The organism is Pseudomonas sp. RGM 3321 (assembly GCF_022836805.1).
Lineage (GTDB): Bacteria > Pseudomonadota > Gammaproteobacteria > Pseudomonadales > Pseudomonadaceae > Aquipseudomonas.
This window is the reverse complement of record NZ_JALHBH010000118.1, coordinates 71,324-95,312: the sequence shown is the minus strand read 5'-3', so window position 1 is coordinate 95,312 and position 23,989 is coordinate 71,324. Positions and strand designations below refer to the sequence as shown.

Genomic DNA, 23,989 nt, shown 5'->3' with positions numbered 1-23,989 from the left:
CTCCCACGGCCTTCGGCCAGAATCCAAAGCTGGCTTGCGTATAACGCTGAACGCAGAGCGTCAGTACGATGAGTTATGGCTCAATCCTCAAACAGAATCGGGCAGTTATCCTGCCCTTCCAGCTTGTGCAATTCCTCGATCACTTGCGGTCTGGCATTGCGCAGGATCAGTAATCGTCCCTGACGGCCCAGACGTCTGGCTTCCTGATGAAGCATTTCCACGCCTGAGTAATCGATGAAGTTAATCTGCTGCGCGTCGATCACCACACGCAGCCCTTCAGTGCGTTGCAGGCGGGTTTGCAGGTAGTGGCTGGCACCGAAAAAGATCGAGCCGCCGACCCGCAGCACGTCCTCGTCGCCTTCGCGCCATTGCTGCACGCGCGGTTGTGAGGTGCGTTTGAGGTAGAAGAACAGCGAAGCCAGCACGCCCGCATAGATCGCGGTTTGCAGCTCCAGCAACAGCGTGGCCAGGCAGGTCAGCGCCATCACGAAAAACTCGGCGCGGCTGACGCGGAACAGTGCGCGAATGCCACGACGGTCCACCAGCCCCCAGCAGATCAGAAGGATCGAGGCCGCCATGGCCGGGATCGGAATGTGCGAAATCAACGAAGCGCCGGCGACCGCGAACAGCGCCACCCACAGCGCCGAAAACACCCCGGCCAACGGCGAACGAGCGCCCGCCTCATAACTCAGCGCTGCACGGGTGAACGAGCCCGCTGACAGATAGCCGGAAAACAGCGAGCCGACCATGTTCGACAGCCCTTGCGCACGGACTTCCTGATTGGCGTTGAGCATCTGCTGCGAACGTGCCGACAGCGAGCGGGCAATCGACAGGCTGTTGACCAGCCCGAGCATGCCCACCGCCACTGCCGTCGGCAGCAGCTTGAGGATCAGCTCAAGGTCCAGCGGCAGCGGGCTGAAAGGCGGCAAATGCCCGACGAAGGCGCTGACCACTCGCACATGCCCGAACATCGCTGGCCAGAGCCAGACCAGCAGGCTGCTCGATACCAGCGCGATCAGCAGCGTCGGCCAGCGCGGCACCCATGATTTGAGGCCGATGCCCAGCGCGAGGGTCAACAGGCCAAGCATCAACGAAGGTTTGTCGAGTTCGCCGCGATGTTCAAGCACGGCGCTCAGGCTTTTGAGTGCGGTGGTCTGGCTTGGAAGATCGATCCCCAGCAAATTGGGCATCTGCCCGAGCGCAATCACGACGGCAGCGCCCAGTGTGAAACCGAGCACCACCGAGTGCGAAACGAAATTCACCAGCGCGCCGAAGCGCATCATCCCCAGTAACAACTGAAAGACACCGGCGATGAACGTCAGCAGCAGGATCAACATGATGTAATCCTGACTGGCCGGAACGGCGAGCGGGCTGACACTGGCATACAGCACGATGGAAATAGCCGCAGTCGGCCCACAGATGAGGTGCCAGGACGAGCCCCACATGCAGGCGATCAGAACAGGAACAATGGCGGCGTACAGACCGTACTCTGGAGGCAGCCCGGCGATCAGTGCGTAAGCGATGGATTGCGGCAGCGCCAGAATCGCACCGCTCAAACCCACCAGCGCATCCCGGCCCACACTGGCGCGGCTCTGCTGTGGCAGCCAAGCCAGAAACGGCAGGAATTTATGGCGATTGAGCCAGCGCATTGGTCCCTCGGGTGAATTGAACGTAAAGGACGCAGAGCGTCCAGAACTGCATGCCCACGCGGAGCATGGGCACGATAGTCGGACACACCTATCGTTCCTCACGCTCCAGCGTGGGAATGCCTTGGGTGACGCTCCGCGTCACAAATCTGCGCCACGCTGCGCACTTAAGTCCTATGCCTACAACGTGGTCTTCACCGCCGCCAGCCCATCCTTGCCATCAAACGTCTTCACGCCCTCCAGCCAATTGTCCAGTACCGCAGGGTTGGCCTTGATCCAGGCTTTGGCGGCTGCGCTATTGCTGACCTTCTTGTTGGTCACCTCGGCCATGATGCTGTTTTCCATGTCCAGGGTGAAGCTCAGATTGGTCAGCAGCTTGCCTACGTTCGGACAGGCTTGCGCATAACCCTTGCGGGTCAGGGTGAAGACCGAGCCGGTGTCACCAAAGTATTTCTCGCCGCCCTTGAGGTAATGCATGCCTTTGATCTGCACGTTCATCGGATGCGGGGTCCAGCCGAGGAAGACTACAAACGCCTTGCGCTTCACGTTGCGATTGACCTCGGCGAGCATCGCCGTCTCGCTCGACTCGACCAGCTTCCATTTGCCCAGATCGAATTCGTTCTTCTTGATTATCTCCTGCAGCGAGAGATTGGCAGGTGCGCCAGAGCCAATGCCGTAGATCTTCTGGTCGAACTTGTCAGCGAATTTATTCAGGTCGGCAAAATCATGCACGCCGGCGTCCCACACATAGTCCGGCACGGCCAACGTGAACTCGGTGCCTTCAAGATTCCTGGCCAGTTGCGTCACATCACCGGTCGCCACGAACTTGTCGTAAAAGCCCTGCTGCGCCGGCATCCAGTTACCCAGAAAAACATCCAGCTTGCCGTCCTTCAAACCGCCGTAGGCAATCGGCACGGCCAGGGTGTCAACCTTGGCCTTGTAGCCCAGCCCTTCAAGCACCACGCTGGCGATAGCATTGGTGGCCCCGATGTCACTCCAGCCCGGATCGGCCATCTTCACGGTGCTGCAACTGGCGTCCTCTGCCTGCGCCGCAAGGCTGCCAAACGTCACGACCGCGACCGCAACGGTTGTGGATAACTTTTTCATCGATGTACCCCTTTTGATTTTTTGGTGTGGGCAGGGTCAAGGTTGCGGATAACGTGCCTTGCGCTCCAGATCGTCAAGATCAATGTGGTTGCGCATGTACTGCTGACTGGCGTCGACCAGTGGCTGGTGATCCCAACTCTTCAGCTTGCCGGTTGCCAGCGATTTGGCGACAAAGCGCCTTCTGCGCTGGCTGGCGAGCACCTGTTGGTGTATCGCCGGGATGTCCCACTTGGCCCGAGCTTCGGCCAGGAAGTCATTGAACAGCTTTTCATGGGCTGGCGACTGGCTCAGGTCTTTAAGCTCTTTCGGGTCTTTCTTCACATCGAACAACAGGCACGGATCCTGTTCCGAATAGATGAACTTGTACACGCCGCGACGGATCATCATCAGCGGGCTGGTCGTGCCTTCGGCCATGTATTCGCCGAACACCTCATCGTGCCCGCCCTTGCGTTTCAGGTGCGGCATCAGCGAGCGTCCGTCCAGTGGCAACCCGGCGTCCAGCTTGCCGTTGGCCATTTCGACAAAGGTCGGCAGCAAGTCGGCAGTCGACACCGACGCACTGACCCGGCCCGGCTTGAACTGGCCCGGCGAGTACACCACCAACGGCACCCGGGCGGCCATTTCGAACCAGTGCATTTTGTACCAGAGCCCCTTCTCGCCCAGCATGTCACCGTGATCGCCAGAGAACACCACGATGGTGTCTTCCGCCAGTCCGACTTCATCCAGCGTCTGCATCAGCTTACCGACGTTCAGATCGATATAGCTGCACGCGCCGAAGTAGGCGCGGCGCGCATCACGAATCTTGTTTGTCGGCATCGGCTTGTCCCACAGGTCATACACCTTGAGCAGCCGTTGTGAGTGCGGGTCCAGCGCGGCCTGATTGGCGTGCGGCGTCGGCATCGGGATTTCGTCGTCGCTGTACAGGTCCCAGAACGGACGCGGGATGGTGTACGGGTCGTGAGGGTGAGTCATGGAAACGGTCAGGCAGAACGGCGCATCACCGTCCTGACGCACATGGTCATAAAGATACTGCTGAGCCTTGAACAGCACCTCTTCATCGAAATCCAGCTGATTGGTGCGCACGCACGGGCCGGCCTGCAACACCGATGACATGTTGTGATACCAGCTCGGGCGTACGTCCGGCTCGTCCCAATTGACCGACCAACCGTAATCGGCCGGGTAGATGTCACTGGTCAGGCGCTCTTCGTAACCGTGCAACTGATCCGGCCCGCAGAAATGCATCTTGCCCGACAGCGCGGTCTTGTAGCCCAGCGCACGCAGGTAGTGGGCGTAGGTCGGAACGTCTGCCGGGAAATCAGCCGCGTTGTCGTACGCGCCGATCCTGCTCGGCAGTTGACCGCTCACCAGAGTAAAGCGCGAGGGCGCACACAGCGGGCTGTTGCAATACGCCGAGTCAAACACCACGCCGTCGGCAGCAAGGCGGCTCAGGTTGGGCATCAGGATGGGAGACGGGGCGTAGAACGGCAACATTGGCGCGGCCATTTGATCGGCCATGATGAACAGAATATTTTTGCGCTTCATGTAATCGCTGCATCCCATTGTGAAAAGTTATGCGAAAGTGCCGGGTATGAGGATGGAGTCCATACGTTTCGGGGTAAAGCCCATACACAGCAATGCCTAGGATAAGCCCAGCTAATGTTTGAATCTTTCGGCGATGTGTCACTCGACCTGTTGCGTGCCTTTGAGGTCGCGGCGCGCTTGCGCAGCTTCACCGCAGCAGCCCTCGAACTGGGCACGACACAGCCCGCTGTCAGCCAGCAGATCAAGCGCCTCGAAGAGCAACTCGCTACCCGATTATTCGACCGCATCTACCGTGGCATCGAATTGACCGACGCTGGTGAAGTGTTGTTCAGCCATGTGCAGGCCGGGCTGCAATCGATCGACAGCGGAGTGATAGCCATCACCGAACACCACCAGCACGAAGTGCTTCAAGTGGCGACCGACTTCGCCTTCGCCGCCTACTGGCTGATGCCGCGTTTGCACCGCTTCCACAAGGTCAACCCGGACGTGGATGTCAGCCTGGTCACCAGCGAGCGTACCCACAGCATGTTACGCGCCGATATCGACGTTGCCGTGCTGTTCGGTGACGGGCGCTTCAAACAGGGAGAAAGCCACTGGCTGTTCAGCGAAGAAGTCTTCCCGGTGTGCAGTCCGCAATTGCTCGCCGGGCGCCAGACGCCGCTGCCCAATGATGCACTGCGCGACTTTCCACTCCTGCACCTGCGTGGCGAGAGCATCAACAACTGGTTCGACTGGGCAGGCGTATTCCGCGCCCTCGACATCCCCCAGGCCCCCGCGCCCGGTCAGCTGCGCTTCGACAACTACACCCTGCTCATCCAGGCCGCCATCGGCGGACAAGGCATCGCCATCGGCTGGAAACACCTGGTCGACGATCTGCTCGATCAAGGCCTGCTCTGCCGCCCCATCGCCGGAGCCGCCATTTCCGGCCAAGGCTATTACGTGGTTTTGCCCCAGCGCAAACGGCGAGTGCAAATCGTTCAGCAGTTCGTGGACTGGCTGGCGAGCGAGCAGGCGTTGAGCGGGGTTTCGCTGGCGGGCAGGCCGTTGCCTTCTATTGCGGTTTGAAGGGGGGGTGTTTGGTGTTCAGGGCTGAGTTGCATATAGCGTCAGAGGCCGTTATCGGCTGAGACGGAAACTTCCTACGAAGTTTACGGAAGTAGGCGTATGTGCTTTTTACTCGCATCGGCATACAACTATTGAGTATGAGCCAAGTTTGCAAAGCCTGTGCTGGGCATGCCTCACTTAAATCGGTATTGGAGTATCACAGGGATGAACGTTCTTGACTGTCTTATTGGAAGTCGTGTCACAGATGCGTGTGTCGTGCATGACTATCTGCAAATTTAATTTGTAGGTGGTTCTATTTTGACTATCAATAACTCATGCGAAATTAATGGCTCGATGATAACATCGCTCAAAGGTGAAAAGCTTATAAGTTTTCTTGAAGGAGAGCAAAAGATCGAGTTAGTGTTTTTAAGTATGAAAAAAATTAAAATCGGTATGAGCCCGGATGTGTTTCATGGACCGGAAGCGATGGTGCTTTCAATGCCCGGCTGTCCTCTGGTTATCTGGAATTAGTTAAGGTTTTTGTAGCGGAAAATCAATAGATATACAGCCAACTCATTGCCAGGAGTTCGTATTTTTGAAAAGGCCTCCTTGTTATTTTGTTCGCGAAATCGCGACCGCTCTAGAAAGGCGTGCCGAGCAGTACGCACTATGCGCAAAACTCGGCGTCGAGTGTTCCGTCCCGCTTCACGATCAACTGATGGTCATTTCTGATGGTGTGTTCGAGGGCGACGCCGTTGAGGGCGTTCGCTATCCGTCGCCCGAGCATATGTCTGGCTGGTGGATAACCACAGACCGGTATAACGGCGATACACAAACGCTCAAGACGGTTCACGCACACCATGTGGCAGAGCATCGTCCTGACCTTGTGAAGTTTTTAGCGTTGCCGTTTGGTTACCGGTTCCATGAGGCAAGCGGCGATGTATGCAAAGAAAAAAATCAGACGGGTATATAGCTACTTCGATAATTTTTCAATATGAGCAAAGGGCGGGGAGGCAATTTCTTGACAATCCCCGCTCTGGGCGAAAGGAGATGTTATGAGTCTATGGGATGTTTTGGTAGAAGCGACGATTGATTCGATTCATGTATTTTCAATTGAAAAAGAAATTCGTCTAAAAGTGACAAGTCCGTGGGGAAGGCAAAAAGCGTTATCAAATAATTGCTAAGGGCGTCGATGATTTTAGCCTGAATGGTATGAGGGTTTTGAATATTGTTGACCGCGCCATTTTTTTGATGCCAGTAACGATCAGAAAGTAGAAACTGCACATTGTTTGTTTTTCCTGATGAGAGGGCGCCATCCTCAGCCAGACGACTTAAAAGACACTAACTTTTTGCAGAAGCTGAACCTCGTTCGCACCGGTAAACTTGTATTGTTTGAGCTTGAGGCTGTTTACGGTGCAGCGTGTATTTTATTGGCAGAGAGCGTCGTTTTGGAACCGCTCGATGCTGCGAGACTTCACACGTGAGACGGTCATGAGGCTTTCTCAACCCTCATGCAGGACCTACTATCGGTCTACACACGAGAAAAAATGATCAAGGCTGGCCACACACCTGCATCAGCCAGGCCTTCAGCCGAGAAAGGAGCCTCTACCTCAATGCAAGACATCCACGGCTACCACGCCCACATCTATTTCAACGCCCAAACCCTGGACCAGGCCCGAGCCCTGTGCGAAGCCGCGACCGAGAAATTTGCTGTGCAGATGGGGCGCGTCCATCAGAAGCTGGTCGGGCCGCATCCGGACTGGAGTTGCCAGTTGGCGTTCGGGCATGAGCAGTTGGCTGACGTCACTTTATGGCTCGCGTTGAATCGCAATGGGCTGGTGGTGTTTCTGCATCCGTTGACGGGCGATGAGCTGCGGGACCATACCGACCATGCCATCTGGATGGGCGCGGTTCGGCCTTTGAATCTGGGTGCTCTAAGTGGCTGATAGCCAGCTTCTAGGCCGTTTTCCTTCTGCAACTACAAGCGCATTCCTCGTCGAAAAGATCGGTGTAAGATAGCTCCGCTGAAAAATGACCAATCGGTCCGTTGCAGCGCAAATTTCAACAAAATGGTCATGCATACGCGTCAACATCGATAAGCTGCCTTTCACGGGCTGCCTGAAATGAATGCTGAAAGACCAGACAGAGGATTATCAGAAATGCCGGATCTACTCATCCACGGTAAGACCCTTCACTACGCTGACCAAGGCACCGGGCCGGTTGTCTTACTCGGTCATAGTTACCTTTGGGACAAGACGATGTGGAGTGCGCAGATCGACACGCTGGCCAGCCGGTATCGAGTGATTGTGCCGGACCTCTGGGGGCATGGGGATTCCAGCGGTTTCCCGGAGGGCACCCGCAACCTCGATGATCTGGCGCGGCATGCGCTGGCGCTGCTGGATCATTTGAATATCGAGCGTTGCAGCATCGTAGGGTTGTCGGTCGGCGGCATGTGGGGCGCAATTGCTGCGCTGCTCGCGCCAGAGCGCATCACCGGGCTGGTGCTGATGGACACCTACCTGGGCAAGGAGACCGAGGCCAAGAAAGCCTACTATTTCTCGTTGCTCGACAAGCTGGAAGAGGCCGGTGCCTTTCCTGAGCCGCTGCTGGACATCGTCGTACCGATCTTCTTCCGGCCAGGCATTGACCCGCAATCGCCGGTGTATCAGGCGTTCCGCTCGGCGTTGGCGGGTATGAATGCCGAGCAGTTGCGCCAGTCCGTCGTGCCATTGGGGAGAATGATCTTTGGTCGTGATGACCGGCTTGGGTTGATCGAGCAACTGAATGCCGACGCCACGCTGGTGATGTGTGGCGATGCGGACATCCCGCGCCCGCCTGAGGAGGCTCGTGAGATGGCCGGCCTGATTGGCTGCCCTTATGTGCTGGTGCCCGAGGCGGGTCATATTGCCAATCTGGAAAACCCTGATTTTGTGTCCGGGGCGCTGATGACGTTCCTTGCGCGGGTTAACCAGAAGCAGGGTTGAGCTGGGCCGCGCCTTCAGGAACGTATGCAGACCCTCCGGAGCGGCGCTACCACGCTGTAGTGCTGCTTTTATACACAGAACCGGGAATGCAGCGCTTTCAGGCTTCTGCCCGAAGGGCGTGGGAGCGAACTTGTTCGCGAAGACGGTACTTCAGACGATGCATTTTCGGCGATTATACTGGTCCTTTCGCGAACAAGCGAAGCGTCGCCCGGTTCGCTTCCACGGCCTTCGGCCAGAATCAAAAGCGGACTTGTGTATAACGATGAGGAGTGCCTTGCGTGACGCTCCGTGTCACACGTTTGCGCGTAGCCGCGCATTCAAGGGCGGCAGCAGACCATCAATTCAACACACCATCCAGAATCGCATAAACGATCCCCGAACCCACGGCGATCAATACGACATCGGTGCCCAGGCGGCGCCATTCGTAGCCGTCGTAACGTGGCAGGTATTGCAGTGAACGGCTGTCCAGACGTTTGCCGTAACCGCGCGGCAGTGGCTGGCCCTTGGCGATGTGTACACCTGGTGGCAATGGCTGGCCGCGGCCGATGACGTCACGGTGCTGCTGGAAGGTCTGGCGTACGTCGCCGAAGTCCTGCGGTGGACGGTTGCCGCCGCGGTTGTCCTGATGCGCCTGTTTGCCCGGCCCGTTGTCGAGGCCTCTGCGGTTATCGTTGCCCGGCCCACGGTCACTGCCAGGCTCATTGTGGCCACCGTTGTTTTGCGGCCCCTGTTGCTGGCCACCCCGATTGCCTTCCGGGCCATCGCCGCGCTGGTCGGGCGGAGCAGCTTGCAGTAGCGGGCTGGCGCTGATCATCAAGATACCCAGCCCGGTGATAAAACGGTTTGGCAGTTTCATGGTGCTTCCTCGGCTTCACTCAATGCAGCAAAAAGGGGTTCATGACATTGGTCATGAACCCCTTGTGTCGTGCTACATAGAACCGCTGATAGCGCTTTGATTCCTCTGTATCAGAAACTTTACCCTCAGCCGCTGCGTGCGTTACGTACGCCTTCGGCCAATGCGGCGCACAGGGTCAACACGCCATCGATTGCCTTTTCAGGCGACTCGGCAGTGGCGATCTTGTCGACAAACGCCGAGCCCACTACAACGCCGTCTGCCAGACGAGCAATGGCTGCGGCCTGCTCGGGTGTGCGGATACCGAAACCGACGCTGATCGGCAAGCTGGTGTGGCGACGCAAGCGTGCGATGGCTTCAGTGACATGCTCGGTGGTTGCCGAGCCAGCACCGGTCACACCGGCAACCGACACGTAGTAGACAAAGCCGGAGCTGCGCTCCAGCACACGCGGCAAGCGCGCATCGTCGGTGGTCGGCGTGGTCAGGCGGATGAAGTCGATACCGGATGCCTGTGCAGGCGTTGCCAGTTCGGCGTCGTGCTCAGGAGGCAGGTCAACGATGATCAGACCGTCGACGCCCGCTTCTTTTGCCTGCGCCACGAAGGCTTCGACGCCAAAGCGGTGGATCGGGTTGTAGTAACCCATCAGCACAATCGGCGTGGTCTGATCGTCGACACGGAATTCGCTGACCATCTGCAGAGTTTTCTGCAAGGTCTGGCCCGCGTCCAGAGCGCGTAGCGTAGCGAGCTGAATCGCCACACCGTCTGCCATCGGATCAGTGAATGGCATGCCCAACTCGATCACGTCAGCACCCGCAGCAGGCAGGCCCTTCAGGACTTTCAGCGAGGTGTCGTAGCCTGGGTCGCCGGCTGTAATGAAGGTGACCAGCGCCGCACGACCTTCGGTTTTCAGCTGGGCGAAACGTTGTTCGAGACGGCTCATACCAGCTTCTCCTGAGTTTTTTCGGCGGCTGCCATATGGTTCATGACGGTTTGCATGTCTTTGTCACCGCGCCCGGACAGGCAAACGACCATCAGGTGGTCGTCGCGCAGATTGGTTGCCCGCTTCATGGCTTCGGCCAGTGCGTGAGCGGTTTCCAGTGCCGGGATGATGCCTTCGAGCAGGCAGCATTGATGGAAGGCATCCAGCGCTTCGTCATCAGTGATGCTGACGTACTCGACGCGTTTCACTTCGTGCAGGAAGGCGTGCTCAGGGCCGATACCCGGATAGTCCAGGCCAGCAGAGATCGAGTGCGCGTCGGTGATCTGCCCGTCGCCATCCTGTAGCAGATAGGTACGGTTGCCGTGCAGCACGCCCGGTACGCCGCCATTGAGGCTGGCCGCGTGCTTGTCGGTATCCACGCCGTGACCGCCCGCTTCAACGCCGATGATTTCTACGCTGGCGTCATCAAGGAACGGATGGAACAGGCCCATGGCGTTGGAGCCCCCGCCCACGCAGGCGATCAGGCTGTCCGGCAGACGGCCTTCCTTCTCTTGCATCTGCTCTTTGGTCTCCTTGCCGATGATGGCCTGGAAATCACGCACCATCGCGGGATACGGGTGCGGGCCTGCCACAGTGCCAATCAGGTAGAAGGTGTCGTCGACGTTGGTCACCCAGTCACGCAGGGCTTCGTTCATCGCATCTTTCAGGGTGCCAGTGCCGGAAGTGACCGGCACGATTTCAGCGCCCAGCAGCTTCATGCGGAATACGTTGGCCTGTTGACGCTCGATGTCGGTTGCGCCCATGTAGATCACACAAGGCAAGCCAAAACGCGCCGCGACGGTAGCGGTAGCAACACCGTGCATGCCCGCGCCGGTTTCCGCGATCAGGCGTTTTTTGCCCATGCGCTTAGCCAGCAATACCTGGCCGATGCAGTTGTTGATCTTGTGCGCGCCGGTGTGGTTCAGCTCTTCGCGCTTGAAGTAGATCTTCGCGCCGCCACAGAATTCGGTCAGGCGCTCGGCGAAGTACAGCGGGTTCGGGCGACCGACATAATCGCGCTGGAAGTAGGCCATTTCCTTGGCGAACTCCGGGTCGGCCTTGGCGGCTTCGTACTCGCGGTTGAGGTCTAGCACCAGCGGCATCAGGGTTTCAGCCACGTAGCGGCCGCCGAATGAGCCGAACAGGCCGTTGGCGTCGGGGCCGCTGCGGAAGTTGGTCTGGGTCATGAAGTGCTCCAGTTGCAGTATTGGGCGAATGGATTGAGCCGGGTCGGCAATGGGTCCACTTTAACCAGCGCACGGCTGGATGAAAACCGATAAGATCGCTGCAACCTGTCAGGAAAACTCACAGATCATGAGCCGCGACCTTCCTCCTCTCAACGCCCTGCGTGCCTTCGAAAGTACCGCCCGACTTGGCAGCGTCAGTCAGGCCGCTGAACAGCTGAACGTTACACACGGTGCTGTCAGTCGCCAATTGAAAGTGCTTGAAGAACACTTGGGTACAAGCCTGTTCAGCAAGGACGGACGAGGCTTGAAACTCACAGATGCAGGCATTCGGTTACGTGATGTGAGTGGCGAGGCATTCGACCGGCTGCGCGGCGTATGTGCCGAACTGAGTAAGGGCAGCGCAGACGCGCCATTCGTGTTGGGGTGCTCCGGTAGCCTGCTGGCGCGCTGGTTCATACCGCGTTTGAGCCGCCTTAATGCCGAGTTGCCGGACCTGCGTCTGCACTTGTCGGCGGGCGAAGGTGATCTTGACCCGCGTCGACCAGGTCTTGATGCCCTGCTGATATTCGCCGAGCCGCCATGGCCGGCAGACATGCAGGTCTTCGAACTGGCGAGCGAACGAATCGGACCGGTTTTGAGCCCACGCTTCGCGCGATTCGAAAGTCTGTGCGATGCACCTGCCGCAGCACTGCTCAAGGAATCGCTGCTGCAAACCACCTCACGCCCGCAAGCCTGGCCAAGTTGGGCGCAGCACAACGGCATCGATCCGCGATCATTACGTTATGGGCAGGGTTTCGAGCATTTGTATTATTTGCTGGAGGCGGCCGTGGCGGGCCTGGGCATTGCGATTGCGCCGGAACCTTTGGTCATCGATGACCTTAAAGCCGGTCGCCTGGCTGCGCCATGGGGTTTCAGCGAAACCCCGGCGCAGCTGGCGCTTTGGGTACCCAGACGTGCGGCCGATGGACGGGCGCGACAGCTTGCTCAGTGGTTAAAAAATGAGCTGAAGCGGTCTGAGGACCCGATCAGAATCTGATCAGTTACCGCGCTTGAACAGCATGTAGGCAGTGATCAGGCCAATCGCACCTACCGCAACACCAGCGGTGGTCCAAGGGTGCTCCTGAGCGTAATCACGGGTTGCCAATGCGTTTTCGCGGGTTTTCTCTTTAACGTCTTCGTAGACATCGCTGAGCAGGCTGCGCGAATGGCGCAGTGCACTTTCAGCGTTGGCTTTCAGATTTTTCAGTGTCTTGCGCGACTCGTCGGTAGCGTCGGCTTTCAGGCCCTCAAGGGACTTCAGGAGGCTCTCGATCTCAGCTTCCATACTCTGCAACGAGGCTTTGCGAAGTGACGTAGTAGCCATGGTGTTTCTCCTGCAATGATGAGTGGGCGTGTTGTTTCCGACTCCGGGCTTTTTGGAAAGTGCGATGGGATTTTTGCAAAGCGCTGAACTTTTGCGCGCGTTCCCCTGACAGAAGCAGGGAGCGCGGTCTATATCGCGTCTTTTCCAGACCTTCAGGAGAACTGCCATGACCGATCATCACACGTACAAAAAAGTTGAAATCGTAGGCTCTTCCACCACCACTATCGAAGACGCCATCAACAACGCCCTGGCCGAGGCCAGCAAAAGCCTCAGCCATCTGGAATGGTTTGAAGTGACCGAAACCCGCGGCCATATCGAAAACGGCAAAGTCGCGCATTTCCAGGTCACCTTGAAAGTCGGCTTCCGCATTACCAATAGCTGATGCCCTTCTGAACCTTTCGGCTGGCCGATTGCCATAACCTGCGCTACACACTCAGATATGGCCACACGGTTGATGTGTGGGCGTGGGGGTTTTCAATGGGCGCCTGTTCCGATGGCGTCTTCATTTGGCCGGACGAGAGGGATTACCCATGAAGAAGTTTTTGTTGGCTGTAGGCTTGCTGAGCATTGCAGGCACTGCCCTCGCGGCAGGCAAGCCATGTGAAGAGTTGAAAAGTGAAATCGACGCCAGACTCCAGGCGAAGGGCGTAACGTCCTACACACTGGAAGTGGTCGAGAAAGGCAGCGCGGCCGACAAGCAAGTCGTCGGCACCTGCGAAGGCGGCACCAAGGAAATCGTTTACCAGCGCGGTTGATTGCCAGCCGGGCCTGACTTCGGTCGGTTCGCCCGGTTAATCCCGTTTGCAGGTTTCACGAACAGCATCGCCCCGGACTGTCATCCAGTTCGGGGCGATTCTGTTTGTGGCTGGTTTTTTCCGATTCGGAAAATCGCTTAGCCGTGTGCGACCTGCGCCAGGATCTCGTAGGAGCGCAGCCTGTCCTCGTGCTCATACATGTCGCAGGTGAAGATCAGTTCATCGGCATCGGTCTGTTCAAGCAGCACATCCAGCTTGGCGCGAATCTTGTCCGGGCCGCCAACCATCGCCAGCCCCAGGAAGCTTGCCACCGCTTCACGCTCGTGCGGCAGCCACAGGCCGTCCATGGACTCGACCGGCGGGCGCTGCATGAGACTGTGCCCGCGCATCAGCGCCAGGATGCGCTGGTAAACAGATGTCGCGAGGTATTCAGCCTGTTCGTCGGTATCAGCTGCCGATAGCGGAACACCGAGCATCACGTAGGGTTTGTCGAGCACGGCCGATGGCTGAAAGTGATTGCGATATACACGAATCGCCTCATGCATGTAACGCGGCGCAAAATGCGACGCGAAGGCATACGGTAAGCCGCGCATGCCCGCCAGTTGGGCACTGAACAGGCTCGAGCCCAGCAGCCAGATCGGCACATTGGTGTCTGAGCCCGGAACAGCGATCACTTTTTGATCAGGTGTGCGCGGCCCCAGGTATTCCATCAGCTCGGTGACGTCATCCGGAAAGTCTTCGGCGCTGCCGGAGCGTTCGCGGCGCAGGGCGCGGGCGGTCATCTGATCGGAACCTGGTGCGCGACCCAGGCCCAGATCGATTCGACCGGGATACAGGCTGGCCAGCGTACCGAACTGCTCGGCAACCACCAGTGGTGCATGGTTGGGCAGCATGATCCCGCCCGCACCGATACGAATGGTCGACGTGCCGCCTGCCAGGTAGGCCAGCAACACCGACGTCGCTGAACTGGCGATGCCGTCCATGTTGTGGTGCTCGGCCACCCAAAAGCGGTTGTAGCCCAGTTTTTCGACGTGCTGGGCGAGTTTCAGTGAGTTACGCAGGGATTCGGCGGGCCCTTTGTCGTGGCGCACCGGCACCAGATCAAGGGTGGAAATTTTTACATCTGCCAGACGTTTCATAGGCCGGGGTAGCTCCTCGAATTGTGATGGGCCGGCTGCTGGAGCTGCCCACGATGAAACAGCAGTGCGGGCGCAAGTCCGGCTTTTCAATGGGGCAGTGTAGAAAAACCTACTGAAACGGTAGGTCTTTCCGACGGTTGAACTTTCCAGAGCCGTCTATCCTCAGAATGCTGTAACAGCAACGATCCAAATTCATTCCAAAAGGAGCCACCATGAGCATCGTCAAGAAAGCATCCGCCCACTGGGAAGGTGATCTGAAAAGCGGTATCGGCAGCATCTCCACGGAAACCGGCGTGTTGCGCGAAGCGCCTTACGGCTTCAAGGCCCGTTTTGAAGGCGGTAAAGGCACCAACCCCGAAGAACTGATTGGTGCGGCCCACGCGGGCTGTTTCTCGATGGCACTGTCCATGATTCTGGGCGACGCAGACCTGAAGGCTGACAGCATTGACACCAGCGCCGAGGTTTCGCTGGATCAGGTTGAAGGCGGTTTCGCTATCAGCGCCGTACACCTTGTCCTCAAGGCCAAAGTGCCAGGTGCAACACAGAAACAGTTCGACGAACTGACCGAGAAAGCCAAAGAAGGCTGCCCGGTGTCGAAAGTGTTGAACGCCAAGATCACGCTGGACGCCACCTTGTTGAGCTGATCCTCGGTAAACCTGGCGGGGGCGCCTTGTGCGCTCCCGTATCTGCTGTATAAAGCTGGCTGCTTCACCTGTCATGCGTTGATTGGCGCATGGTTTGATTTTGATCAGGAGTCGAGCATGAAACGTTTTATTCTGGCAGCAACCTGCACTTTGCTGGCAACCAGCGCCCTGGCGGCCCCGAAATCCTGTGATGAACTCAAGGATGAAATCGAAGCCAAGATCCAGGCCAACAATGTCACGTCCTACACGCTGGAAATCGTCAGCAACGAAGAAGCCACCGACCCGAACATGGTCGTCGGCAGTTGCGAAAACGGCAGCAAGAAAATCATCTACCAGCGTAACGATCGCTGATCAGATGCAGTGCACACCGCCCTCTTCTTCCTCTTCGGCCACTACGTTGCGTTTCTCATCGTAAAGCCAGGCGTCGACACTGTTCGCCAGTGAACGCACCTCCAGCATGTAACGCTGCCCTGCAGCGAAGTGCTCGTAACGAACACTGACGTAACAGGTGATCTCGGTGTACTCATCACCGATCATCCCCATCCCGCCTGAGCGGTATTCGTAGTCATAACGCACCTGCAACTCGTGGCTTCCCGGCTTCACCTGAAAGTAGCGCCCGTCGTAGGTGTTCTTGCCATCCAGTTTGTCGGCCATGATCAACTGGCCGGTGAGGGTGCGCATGTCGATCCACGCCATGCCCGGATCAACCGCAGGCAGGGGGCCGGCGCATCCGGCGAGGGTGAGTGCGGTTATCAGTATCAGAAGACGGAATGGCACCGAAGTTGTACCTCTGCTTAAAAAGGTTTAGTGGCGACCGTTGACATGACTTGCTGTTGGCCATTCATCCAGTCTGCAGAGACCGCGCAGCGTGTTTCAGTCAAACGTTGGATAACGACAAAATCGCTTTTCAGGTTTCGTGAAAATATCGGCTCATGGTGAGCAATTCGATTTCGAAGCAATCGAATTTGTTCGAGATCAGCCGCGATCTTTGCTCGGTGGGCAGATACAGTGAAACACTTTTCGAGGTTTGGAAAAAAGCGATATAGATAGGTGGCCCAGATACGGCCTTCAAACCGTTTTGTGAACATTTTTTCCCAAAAGACGAATTTCAACTCTGCGATAACGGCGCCGGTTGTGCCACATTTCTGTCTGGCTCTTGCAAGCTCTTGTTTTGGCTTGAAGACCGGACCTGTAACATTCGGCAAGCTCTGCTCGAAGCCGGCACTCCAAGGCCACCGGGGGCCGTAAACCGAAGCGATTGCGTCTGCAACACCGTTACGGACAATCACCTCGCACAGGTGTAGAGGCGTAAGGAACGCTCCAGAGACGAGGGCGTTCCAGGCATATAAAGTTATGGCCTCATCAAGACCTCGGCCCACAGCGAGCGCTGCGTTTTCATACGTCGAAATCCGGGCAGATGAAATGGATAATCTGATTGCTTTTGCGACCTCTAAAGCTGACATTGACGACAACTGCAAATCTCCCTATAGTCCGTCCACTAGCCGAGGGCCTAGCTGGCTTATGCCTCCCCCCACGGACAGATGATATAGCAATACCCAAAGCCCACCTGCACGTCGGGTTTTCTGTTTGTGTCTAATGAAAATGGCGTTCTGCACGGGCGCGCAGCTGTACGTTCGAGTTCGTCCATGGATTGAGGCTCTATACCTTGCAATCCTTATAAGAGTTGCACATCCCCACTCCCCTCCGGCATAACATCACCGCACCCAAGCCACCAAAGCCCTTCCCTTCATGGCCACATTCTGCCTGCCACGCCTTCGCCCCCTGCTAGCGCTGACGGCCGTCACGCTGCTGACCGGCTGCTCCAGCGTTTCCTATTACGGCCAGTTGGCTCAAGGGCAGTGGCAATTGCTGCAGGCCCGTGAGCCGGTGGAGAAGATCATTGCTGACCCGACTCGGGATGCAGGTTTGCGCAGGCATCTGGCCCAGTCACAGTTGGCGCGGGCGTTTGCCACTGAGCATTTGCATCTGCCGGATAACCAGAGCTATCGCCTGTATGCGGATCTGGGTCGTCCTTATGTGGTGTGGAATGTGTTCGCCACCGACGAGTTTTCGCTGGAGCCTGTCACGCATTGTTTTCCGATCGCCGGGTGTGTCGCGTATCGCGGTTATTACAGCCCTGGCGGGGCGCGTGGTGAGGCGGCGTTGCAGCGTCAGGCGGGCAAGGATGTGTATTTGAGCGGTGTGGAAGCCTATTCGACACTGGGCTGGTTCACTGACCCGATTCTCAGTTCGATGATGGGCTGGGGTGATGAGCGCTTGGCCACGCTGATTTTTCATGAACTGGCGCATCAGCGGTTTTATGTGAAAGACGACACCGAGTTCAACGAGTCCTATGCCAGCTTCGTCGAACAGGAAGGTACGCGGCAGTGGCGTGCGGCGCGGGGTTTGCCGCCGGAGAGTGTTTCGCAGTCCGCACGGCGTGATCAGTTTACCCGGCTGGTGCTCGACACTCGGGAGCGGCTCAAGGCGTTGTATCGCCAGCCGCTGTCGGCTGAAGTGATGCGCGCGCGCAAGGCTGAAGAGTTTGCGCGGTTGCGCAGTGACTACCGCAAGTTGCGTGATGAGCAATGGGCGGGCGACAAGCGTTTTGATGCCTGGATCAACAGCCCGATGAACAACGCCAAGCTGCTGCCGTTTGGCCTTTACGATCAGTGGGTGCCAGCGTTTGCGGCGTTGTTCAGGCAGGTGAATGGCGATTGGGTGGCGTTTTTCAATGCTGTGGAGAAGTTGGGAGGGATGCCGGTTGAGACGCGCAAGGCGGCGTTGCAGCGGTTGATGCCCTGAGTGCGATTATCGTTACTACGCTCCGCGTGGTAATGCCTTTCTGGACGCTCTGCGTCCGATCTTGAGTGAGCGGCGCTGTGCAGATTTGTGACGCAGAGCGTCACCGGATGCATTCCTACGCTGGAGCATAAGAACGATAGTCAGGCCTGATCAAACCCTTCCGCCAGATGCTGATCCTTGAGCTTCACGTAATTAGTGGCGCTGTACGGGAAAAAGGCGATTTCCTTGTCGGTTAATGCACGCACCTGTTTGACCGGACGGCCGACGTACAGAAACCCGCTTTCCAGCACTTTGCCCGGTGGCACCAGGCTGCCTGCGCCGATAATGACTTCGTCTTCGACAACCGCGCCGTCCATGATGGTGGTACCCATGCCGACCAGGATGCGGTTGCCGATTGTGCAGCCATGCAGCATGGCCTTGTGACCGATGGTCACTTCGTCGCCGATCAGCAGTGGGAAACCGTCCGGGTTGAAGGGGCCTGCGTGGGTGATGTGCAGCACGCTGCCATCCTGCACGCTGGTGCGGGCACCAATGCGAATGCGGTGCATGTCGCCGCGTACCACCGTCAGCGGCCAGACGGAGCTGTCGGTGCCGATTTCAACATCGCCGATAACCACTGCTGAATGGTCGACAAAGGCCCGTTCGCCGAGGGCTGGGGTGTGGTCCTGAAACTTGCGAATGGCCACGATAGGCTCCTTCTTTGGCAGTGATAGACGTCTGGAACAGGTTTGGGTGCTGCGCACGGCATCGATTGTAATTAAGATGGCTGAGTGTTTCTTCCAGGCAAGGTGCAAAACCGTGAGCGCGAACAACCCTCTTCTGCAATCGTACGACCTGCCACCCTTTTCGGCGATTCGTGCCGAACATGTCAAACCTGCTATTGAAAAAATCCTGGCGGACAACCGTGCCGCGATTGCCGACATCCTCGCCAAACAGGGGTCGACACCGACCTGGGCCGGGTTGGTGCTGACGATGGACGAATTGAATGACCGCCTGGGCGCGGCATGGAGCCCGGTCAGTCACCTGAACGCCGTGTGCAACAGCGCCGAGCTGCGTGAGGCGTATGAGTCGTGCCTGCCGGCGTTGAGCGCCTACTCCACCGAGATGGGCCAGAATCGCGCGCTGTTTCAGGCCTATGAGGCGCTGGCCAACGGCCCTGAAGCCGCCACCTTCGACGTCGGTCAGAAGACCATTCTGGAGCAATCGCTGCGCGACTTCCGCCTGTCCGGCATCGATCTGCCGCCTGAACAGCAGAAGCGTTACGCCGAAGTGCAGAGCAAACTGTCGGAGCTGGGCAGCCAGTTTTCCAACCAGTTGCTCGATGCCACTCAGGCCTGGACCAAGCTGGTCGCCGATGAGTCCGCCCTCGCTGGTCTGACCGATTCTGCCAAACAGCAGATGGCTGCCGCCGCCAAGGCCAAGGATCTGGAAGGCTACCTGATCACGCTGGAATTCCCGAGCTACTACGCGGTGATGACCTACGCCGAAGACCGCGCACTGCGTGAAGAAGTCTATGCGGCATACTGCACTCGCGCGTCGGATCAAGGCCCGAATGCGGGCAAGAACGACAATACCCCTGTCATGGCGCAGATCCTCGACCTGCGTCAGGAACTGGCGCAACTGCTTGGCTACGCGAACTTCGCCGAGCTGAGCCTGGCAACCAAGATGGCCGAGTCCAGCGATCAGGTGCTGAGTTTCCTGCGTGACCTGGCCAAACGCAGCAAGCCGTTCGCTGCCCAGGACCTGGAGCAGCTCAAGGCCTACGCCGCCGAACAGGGCTGCCCGGATCTGCAAAGCTGGGACAGCGGTTTCTATGGCGAGAAGCTGCGCGAACAGCGCTACAGCGTTTCCCAGGAAATTCTGCGCGCCTACTTCCCTATCGATAAAGTGCTTGGCGGCCTGTTCGCCATTGTCCAGCGTCTGTACGGCATCGAGATTGCCGAGCAGAAAGGCTTCGACACCTGGCACCCGGATGTTCGTCTGTTCGAGATCAAGGAAAACGGCCAGCACGTCGGGCGTTTCTTCTTCGATCTGTATGCGCGCGCCAACAAGCGTGGCGGTGCCTGGATGGACGGCGCTCGTGATCGCCGTCGCACAGCTGAAGGCACGCTGCAAAGCCCGGTGGCCAATCTGGTGTGCAACTTCACGCCTGCTGTCGCGGGCAAGCCTGCGCTGCTGACCCACGATGAAGTCACCACGCTGTTCCACGAATTCGGTCATGGCCTGCATCATCTGCTGACCCGCATCGATCATGCCGGCGTATCCGGTATCAACGGCGTGGCCTGGGACGCAGTCGAGTTGCCGAGCCAGTTCATGGAAAACTGGTGCTGGGAGCCCGAAGGCCTGGCGCTGATCTCCGGTCATTACGAAACCGGCGAGCCATTGCCGCAGGACCTGCTGGAGAAAATGCTCGCTGCCAAGAACTTCCAGTCCGGCCTGATGATGGTGCGTCAGCTGGAGTTCTCGCTGTTCGACTTCGAACTGCATGCCACGCATGGCGACGGCCGCAGCGTGCTGGAGGTGCTGGAAGGTATTCGCGACGAAGTCTCGGTGATGCGTCCGCCTGCCTATAACCGTTTCCCGAACAGCTTCGCGCACATCTTCGCAGGTGGTTACGCAGCCGGTTATTACAGCTACAAGTGGGCTGAAGTGCTGTCCGCCGATGCGTTCTCGAAATTCGAGGAAGATGGCGTGCTCAACGCTGAAACCGGACGCGCCTTCCGCGAAGCCATTCTGGCGCGTGGTGGTTCGCAGGCACCGATGGTGCTGTTCGTCGACTTCCGCGGACGTGAGCCGTCGATTGACGCATTGTTGCGTCACAGCGGCTTGAGTGAGGATGCGGCAGCATGACCGAGGCAGTCATTACCAAGAAACGCTTCATCGCCGGGGCTGTATGCCCGGCGTGCAGCGAGCCTGACAAACTGATGATGTGGAGCGAAAACGACGTGCCGCACCGCGAGTGCGTCGGCTGCGGTTACAGCGATACGCTCAACGAACAAGGTATTTCGATACCGAAAGAGCTGGGCACGCGGGTTAACAAGGCGGTAATCAAACCGGCTGATCCGAAAGTGCAGGGTGTGCAGTTCTTCCCGAATCCGAAATTGAAGAAGCCGGTTGATTTGGAATGATTGATTTCTGAATACATATGTCGAGGGGCACCTAATGTGCCCCTCATGCCTGCCGATCTTGCGGTCGTTTACTTAATGAAGAGATTCATTTTCACAAATGCCTTGGCTAGATCGATCAAGATGGCGTCGTCCTTGTCGTCGATTCCTTCTACACCGTCAACGTCTGCTTTACTCTTGACGGTATCGTAACCGTCGCCGTTACCGGACGCCGTTACAAACGCCGTAAATGCGTAATCTCCCTTGCGGCCTGTTCTTTCATTTACAAGGTTAGCGTCCCAGAACTCCACGAGTACTTCAGGCGTCGCATCACCTTCAAATTCGGCAGTCGAGAGTCTTACTTCATAATTAGCCATGTTCTCAATCCTATTTTATTGATTGAGATGCCAGTACTGCCAGCCTCTCCGGCACCTGTGTGAGTCAGTTTTTGTTACAGGCGTAACCAGGCTTTACCAATCCACCAACTCAGCTACCTTCTTCCTGAAGGCCAATGCCAGGTCGGTCAGAACTTCCTCGTCCCTTCCCAGTTCGCCGCGAATCTTGTGCTTGCCATGAGGGTGTAGCCTGACCCAGGCATGCTCTTGCAAATCATCGTCTTCATAAAACTCAATGGCTATCTCAGGATGGTCATGTTCCTCAATATCTTCAGCCCACAACCGAATCTCATACTTAGCCATCACCCACCTCGTTCTCAGGTAAATGCGCCAGTACCCGATAGCCGAGTTGGCGTTTCGCTACACTAGGCCTGAATAAAAATGGCGTCTACTGGCAGAAGTAACAGGTGGTTTTTTGTACAGGGCGGTAAAGTAAGACGGCGAGTCGCAACAATGCTTCGGCGGAAGCAGGGACAAGTAGTGAGCACCACTTGTCCCTGGCAGGCAAAACGTCAGTCTGCCGTCTGCAGCCTGCGCTTCTCGGCCAGACGACTTCTGCCGTACAGCGCTGCAATGGCGATCAAGGCGATGGCCTGTGCGCTGAGCGAGTACAGGTCGGCGTGAATGCCCAGCCAGTCGAACTCGAAGAACGGCACCGGCCTTGTGCCGAATATCCCCGCCTCCTGCAGCGCCTTGACGCCGTGACCGGCAAACACTACTGACAGTGCGCAGAGCAGCGCAGCGTTGATACCGAAGAACAGCGACAGCGGCAGCTTCGCCGAGCCGCGCAGGATGACCCACGCCAGGCCCACGAGCAGCACCAGCGCCGTGGCACCACCCGCCAGCACGGCATCGTGCCCTGCGGGTCCTGCCTGCAACCACAGGGTTTCGTAGAACAGGATGACTTCGAACAGCTCGCGATACACCGAGAAGAACGCCAGCACCGCGAAGCCGAAACGACCACCGCCGCCGACCAGGCTGCTTTTGACATAGTCCTGCCAGGCTGCTGCATGGCGACGGTCGTGCATCCACACGCCTAGCCAGAGCACCATCACGCTGGCAAACAACGCGGTGGCACCTTCCAGCAATTCACGCTGTGCGCCGCTGACGTCGATGACGTAGGCCGCCAGCGCCCAGGTACCCAGCCCTGCCAGCAGCGCCAGACCCCAGCCGATGTTGACGCTGCGCACCGCAGACTGCTGGCCGGTGTTGCGCAGAAACGCCAGAATCGCCGCCAGCACCAGAATCGCTTCCAGCCCTTCACGCAGCAGAATCAACAGGCCCGAAACGTAGCTCAGCGACAGGCTCAGACCATCGCTGCCTAACAGCCCCGCCGATTCCTTGAGCTTGCCTTTCGCCGCTTCCAGCTTTTGTGCAACCTGCGCCAGTGGCAGGCTGTCCTGCAAGGACTGTCGGTAAGCCATCAGGCTTTTTTCAGTATCCTTGCGCACATTGGCGTCTACGTTATCCAGTGAGCTTTCGACCAGTTCGAAACCTTCCAGATACGCTGCCACCGACAAGTCATAGGCCTGCTCTCGATCACCGCTCTTGTAGGCAGCCAGGCTTTTGTCCAGCGTTTCACTGGTGTAATTCAGCAGTTGCGTCGGGCCGCGCTGCACCTGTGGCGGCTGCGCGCGCTGGACACGGAAGGTTGCGCTGGCATCCGCACCCTCGGCCGCTTGAACTTCGGCAGGTGTCTGGCGAGCCAGGTCGGCGATGTTGAAGGTCTTGGCCGGGTTGGCAACCGGTTGCGCACTGAAACCGGCGATATAGGTCGCGATGTCCCAGCGTTGGCGGTCGTCCAGTTGGTCGGCAAATGCGGGCATATCGGTACCGGCGATGCCCAGCCCGGTCGCGTTGTAGAGATCATAAAGACTCAGGCGATCCAGCCGTGCTGTGTCACGCAGGTTCGAGGGAGGCGGTTCCAGACCGATGCCTGCCGGGCCGTCACCTGCGCCGCTATCGCCATGACAGACCGAGCAATGCTGAGCGTACAGGGGCGCGCCACGGGCCGGGTCCGGAGTAATGGCCGGGGCCTGGCTGACTTCGTAGGCAAGTGCGAGCTTCGCACTCAACTGCCGCGCCTGACGAGCGACCTGCGCACCGTCCTGTCGACCCGCCACGGCGTTTTTCAGCTGCGTCACGGCCTGCTCCAGATCAGCGCGCTCTGCGCGTTGCGGCAGGGCCACGACGAGGCTTTGTAGCGCTGCCAGGTTGTCGACCTGCTGCTGATACTCGGCGGTATTCACGACCTTGCCATCCGCCACGGTGGCCGGGTAGTCGGCACTCAGATAATCCAGCAGATGCAACGCCTGGGCTGCGCCCTCGACAGGATCAGCCAGCGTGACGCCGCTGCACAGCACAAGTAGCGGCATCAGCAGCCAGGCAAGGAAACGAGAACGGAGGAGCATTGCAGAATCTCGACAGGAATGCGATGCGGT

General features: G+C 58.0%; 26 protein-coding genes and 2 pseudogenes. 14 read left to right on the top strand and 14 right to left on the bottom strand.

Features of this window, described 5'->3' with window-relative positions:
* Positions 1-80: 80 nt before the first annotated feature.
* The 3 genes from RGM3321_RS21960 to betC all read right to left on the bottom strand — a co-directional run bounded on the left by RGM3321_RS21960 (position 81) and on the right by betC (position 4,295).
* A complete protein-coding gene (locus tag RGM3321_RS21960; protein WP_244394814.1) occupies positions 81-1,649 on the bottom strand; it encodes a SulP family inorganic anion transporter in 1,569 nt (522 codons plus the stop codon).
* Between the two features lie 177 nt (positions 1,650-1,826).
* The gene (locus RGM3321_RS21955; protein WP_244394813.1) at positions 1,827-2,753 is read right to left on the bottom strand and encodes a choline ABC transporter substrate-binding protein; all 927 of its coding nucleotides are present in this window, start codon (positions 2,751-2,753) and stop codon (positions 1,827-1,829) included.
* A 36-nt stretch (positions 2,754-2,789) separates the two neighbouring features.
* A complete protein-coding gene (gene betC, locus RGM3321_RS21950) occupies positions 2,790-4,295 on the bottom strand; it encodes a choline-sulfatase (protein WP_244394812.1) in 1,506 nt (501 codons plus the stop codon).
* A 114-nt stretch (positions 4,296-4,409) separates the two neighbouring features.
* Between betC and RGM3321_RS21945 the strand changes: the two genes are divergently transcribed.
* The 6 genes and pseudogenes from RGM3321_RS21945 (at position 4,410) to RGM3321_RS21920 (ending at position 8,323) form a co-directional block, all read left to right on the top strand.
* Positions 4,410-5,360, top strand: a complete 951-nt coding sequence (locus RGM3321_RS21945) for a LysR family transcriptional regulator (RefSeq protein WP_244394811.1) — start codon at positions 4,410-4,412, stop codon at positions 5,358-5,360.
* 297 nt (positions 5,361-5,657) lie between these two features.
* Positions 5,658-5,870, top strand: coding sequence for a hypothetical protein (locus RGM3321_RS21940; protein ID WP_244394810.1), 213 nt, complete (start codon positions 5,658-5,660; stop codon positions 5,868-5,870).
* 46 nt (positions 5,871-5,916) lie between these two features.
* Positions 5,917-6,312 (top strand): annotated as a pseudogene (locus RGM3321_RS21935) (hypothetical protein); the annotation flags it as partial.
* Between the two features lie 82 nt (positions 6,313-6,394).
* Positions 6,395-6,823, top strand: a pseudogene (locus RGM3321_RS21930) (hypothetical protein).
* Positions 6,824-6,952: 129 nt separating this feature from the next.
* Positions 6,953-7,285: a DOPA 4,5-dioxygenase family protein gene (locus tag RGM3321_RS21925; protein WP_244394809.1), complete on the top strand. Its 333-nt coding sequence runs from the start codon at positions 6,953-6,955 to the stop codon at positions 7,283-7,285.
* Between the two features lie 213 nt (positions 7,286-7,498).
* Positions 7,499-8,323, top strand: a complete 825-nt coding sequence (locus RGM3321_RS21920; protein ID WP_244394808.1) for an alpha/beta fold hydrolase — start codon at positions 7,499-7,501, stop codon at positions 8,321-8,323.
* A 337-nt stretch (positions 8,324-8,660) separates the two neighbouring features.
* Here the strand turns inward: RGM3321_RS21920 and RGM3321_RS21915 are convergent, their stop codons facing one another.
* The 3 genes from RGM3321_RS21915 to trpB form a co-directional block, all read right to left on the bottom strand.
* The gene (locus RGM3321_RS21915) at positions 8,661-9,179 is read right to left on the bottom strand and encodes an anti-virulence regulator CigR family protein (RefSeq protein WP_244394807.1); all 519 of its coding nucleotides are present in this window, start codon (positions 9,177-9,179) and stop codon (positions 8,661-8,663) included.
* 125 nt (positions 9,180-9,304) lie between these two features.
* A complete protein-coding gene (gene trpA / locus RGM3321_RS21910) occupies positions 9,305-10,117 on the bottom strand; it encodes a tryptophan synthase subunit alpha (RefSeq protein WP_058402463.1) in 813 nt (270 codons plus the stop codon).
* A complete protein-coding gene (trpB, locus tag RGM3321_RS21905) occupies positions 10,114-11,343 on the bottom strand; it encodes a tryptophan synthase subunit beta (protein WP_002551347.1) in 1,230 nt (409 codons plus the stop codon). Before trpB ends, trpA begins: the two co-directional genes overlap by 4 nt.
* 79 nt (positions 11,344-11,422) lie before the next feature.
* On the opposite strand from trpB, the gene RGM3321_RS21900 reads away from it, so the two are divergent.
* The gene (locus RGM3321_RS21900) at positions 11,423-12,379 is read left to right on the top strand and encodes a LysR family transcriptional regulator (protein ID WP_279614094.1); all 957 of its coding nucleotides are present in this window, start codon (positions 11,423-11,425) and stop codon (positions 12,377-12,379) included.
* On the opposite strand, the gene RGM3321_RS21895 is transcribed toward RGM3321_RS21900, so the two are convergent.
* Positions 12,380-12,706, bottom strand: a complete 327-nt coding sequence (locus RGM3321_RS21895) for a DUF883 family protein (protein WP_244394805.1) — start codon at positions 12,704-12,706, stop codon at positions 12,380-12,382.
* A 166-nt stretch (positions 12,707-12,872) separates the two neighbouring features.
* Between RGM3321_RS21895 and RGM3321_RS21890 the strand changes: the two genes are divergently transcribed.
* On the top strand, positions 12,873-13,088 hold the full coding sequence (locus RGM3321_RS21890; RefSeq protein WP_244394804.1) for a dodecin: 216 nt from the start codon (positions 12,873-12,875) through the stop codon (positions 13,086-13,088).
* A gap of 148 nt (positions 13,089-13,236) precedes the next feature.
* Complete coding sequence (locus tag RGM3321_RS21885; protein ID WP_244394803.1) at positions 13,237-13,461, top strand: DUF1161 domain-containing protein; 225 nt, start codon at positions 13,237-13,239, stop codon at positions 13,459-13,461.
* Between the two features lie 137 nt (positions 13,462-13,598).
* Here the strand turns inward: RGM3321_RS21885 and RGM3321_RS21880 are convergent, their stop codons facing one another.
* Positions 13,599-14,600 carry an LLM class flavin-dependent oxidoreductase gene (locus RGM3321_RS21880; RefSeq protein WP_244394802.1) on the bottom strand — a complete coding sequence of 334 codons (1,002 nt, stop codon included), beginning with the start codon at positions 14,598-14,600 and terminating at the stop codon, positions 13,599-13,601.
* 212 nt (positions 14,601-14,812) lie between these two features.
* On the opposite strand from RGM3321_RS21880, the gene RGM3321_RS21875 reads away from it, so the two are divergent.
* Both RGM3321_RS21875 and RGM3321_RS21870 read left to right on the top strand, forming a co-directional pair.
* Complete coding sequence (locus tag RGM3321_RS21875) at positions 14,813-15,244, top strand: OsmC family protein (RefSeq protein WP_244394801.1); 432 nt, start codon at positions 14,813-14,815, stop codon at positions 15,242-15,244.
* A 117-nt stretch (positions 15,245-15,361) separates the two neighbouring features.
* Positions 15,362-15,595, top strand: a complete 234-nt coding sequence (locus tag RGM3321_RS21870; protein WP_003379415.1) for a DUF1161 domain-containing protein — start codon at positions 15,362-15,364, stop codon at positions 15,593-15,595.
* Here RGM3321_RS21870 and RGM3321_RS21865 read toward each other — a convergent pair whose 3' ends face one another.
* Both RGM3321_RS21865 and RGM3321_RS21860 read right to left on the bottom strand, forming a co-directional pair.
* Positions 15,596-15,940: a hypothetical protein gene (locus tag RGM3321_RS21865; protein WP_032633324.1), complete on the bottom strand. Its 345-nt coding sequence runs from the start codon at positions 15,938-15,940 to the stop codon at positions 15,596-15,598.
* 98 nt (positions 15,941-16,038) lie between these two features.
* Positions 16,039-16,707 carry a hypothetical protein gene (locus tag RGM3321_RS21860; RefSeq protein WP_244394800.1) on the bottom strand — a complete coding sequence of 223 codons (669 nt, stop codon included), beginning with the start codon at positions 16,705-16,707 and terminating at the stop codon, positions 16,039-16,041.
* A 286-nt stretch (positions 16,708-16,993) separates the two neighbouring features.
* Between RGM3321_RS21860 and RGM3321_RS21855 the strand changes: the two genes are divergently transcribed.
* A complete protein-coding gene (locus RGM3321_RS21855) occupies positions 16,994-18,049 on the top strand; it encodes an aminopeptidase (RefSeq protein WP_244394799.1) in 1,056 nt (351 codons plus the stop codon).
* A gap of 140 nt (positions 18,050-18,189) precedes the next feature.
* On the opposite strand, the gene RGM3321_RS21850 is transcribed toward RGM3321_RS21855, so the two are convergent.
* On the bottom strand, positions 18,190-18,735 hold the full coding sequence (locus RGM3321_RS21850) for a gamma carbonic anhydrase family protein (protein ID WP_244394798.1): 546 nt from the start codon (positions 18,733-18,735) through the stop codon (positions 18,190-18,192).
* 112 nt (positions 18,736-18,847) lie between these two features.
* Between RGM3321_RS21850 and prlC the strand changes: the two genes are divergently transcribed.
* Together prlC and RGM3321_RS21840 are read left to right on the top strand one after the other, a co-directional pair.
* Entirely contained in the window at positions 18,848-20,899 is a 2,052-nt protein-coding gene (gene prlC, locus RGM3321_RS21845; RefSeq protein ID WP_244394797.1) for an oligopeptidase A, read from the top strand.
* Positions 20,896-21,177 carry a YheV family putative zinc ribbon protein gene (locus RGM3321_RS21840; RefSeq protein ID WP_244394796.1) on the top strand — a complete coding sequence of 94 codons (282 nt, stop codon included), beginning with the start codon at positions 20,896-20,898 and terminating at the stop codon, positions 21,175-21,177. Before prlC ends, RGM3321_RS21840 begins: the two co-directional genes overlap by 4 nt.
* 68 nt (positions 21,178-21,245) lie before the next feature.
* On the opposite strand, the gene RGM3321_RS21835 is transcribed toward RGM3321_RS21840, so the two are convergent.
* The 3 genes from RGM3321_RS21835 to RGM3321_RS21825 form a co-directional block, all read right to left on the bottom strand.
* Positions 21,246-21,530, bottom strand: a complete 285-nt coding sequence (locus RGM3321_RS21835; RefSeq protein ID WP_244394795.1) for a hypothetical protein — start codon at positions 21,528-21,530, stop codon at positions 21,246-21,248.
* Between the two features lie 93 nt (positions 21,531-21,623).
* Entirely contained in the window at positions 21,624-21,851 is a 228-nt protein-coding gene (locus RGM3321_RS21830; protein ID WP_024658545.1) for a hypothetical protein, read from the bottom strand.
* Positions 21,852-22,060: 209 nt separating this feature from the next.
* Positions 22,061-23,959 carry a cytochrome c/FTR1 family iron permease gene (locus RGM3321_RS21825; RefSeq protein WP_244394794.1) on the bottom strand — a complete coding sequence of 633 codons (1,899 nt, stop codon included), beginning with the start codon at positions 23,957-23,959 and terminating at the stop codon, positions 22,061-22,063.
* Positions 23,960-23,989 lie beyond the last annotated feature (30 nt).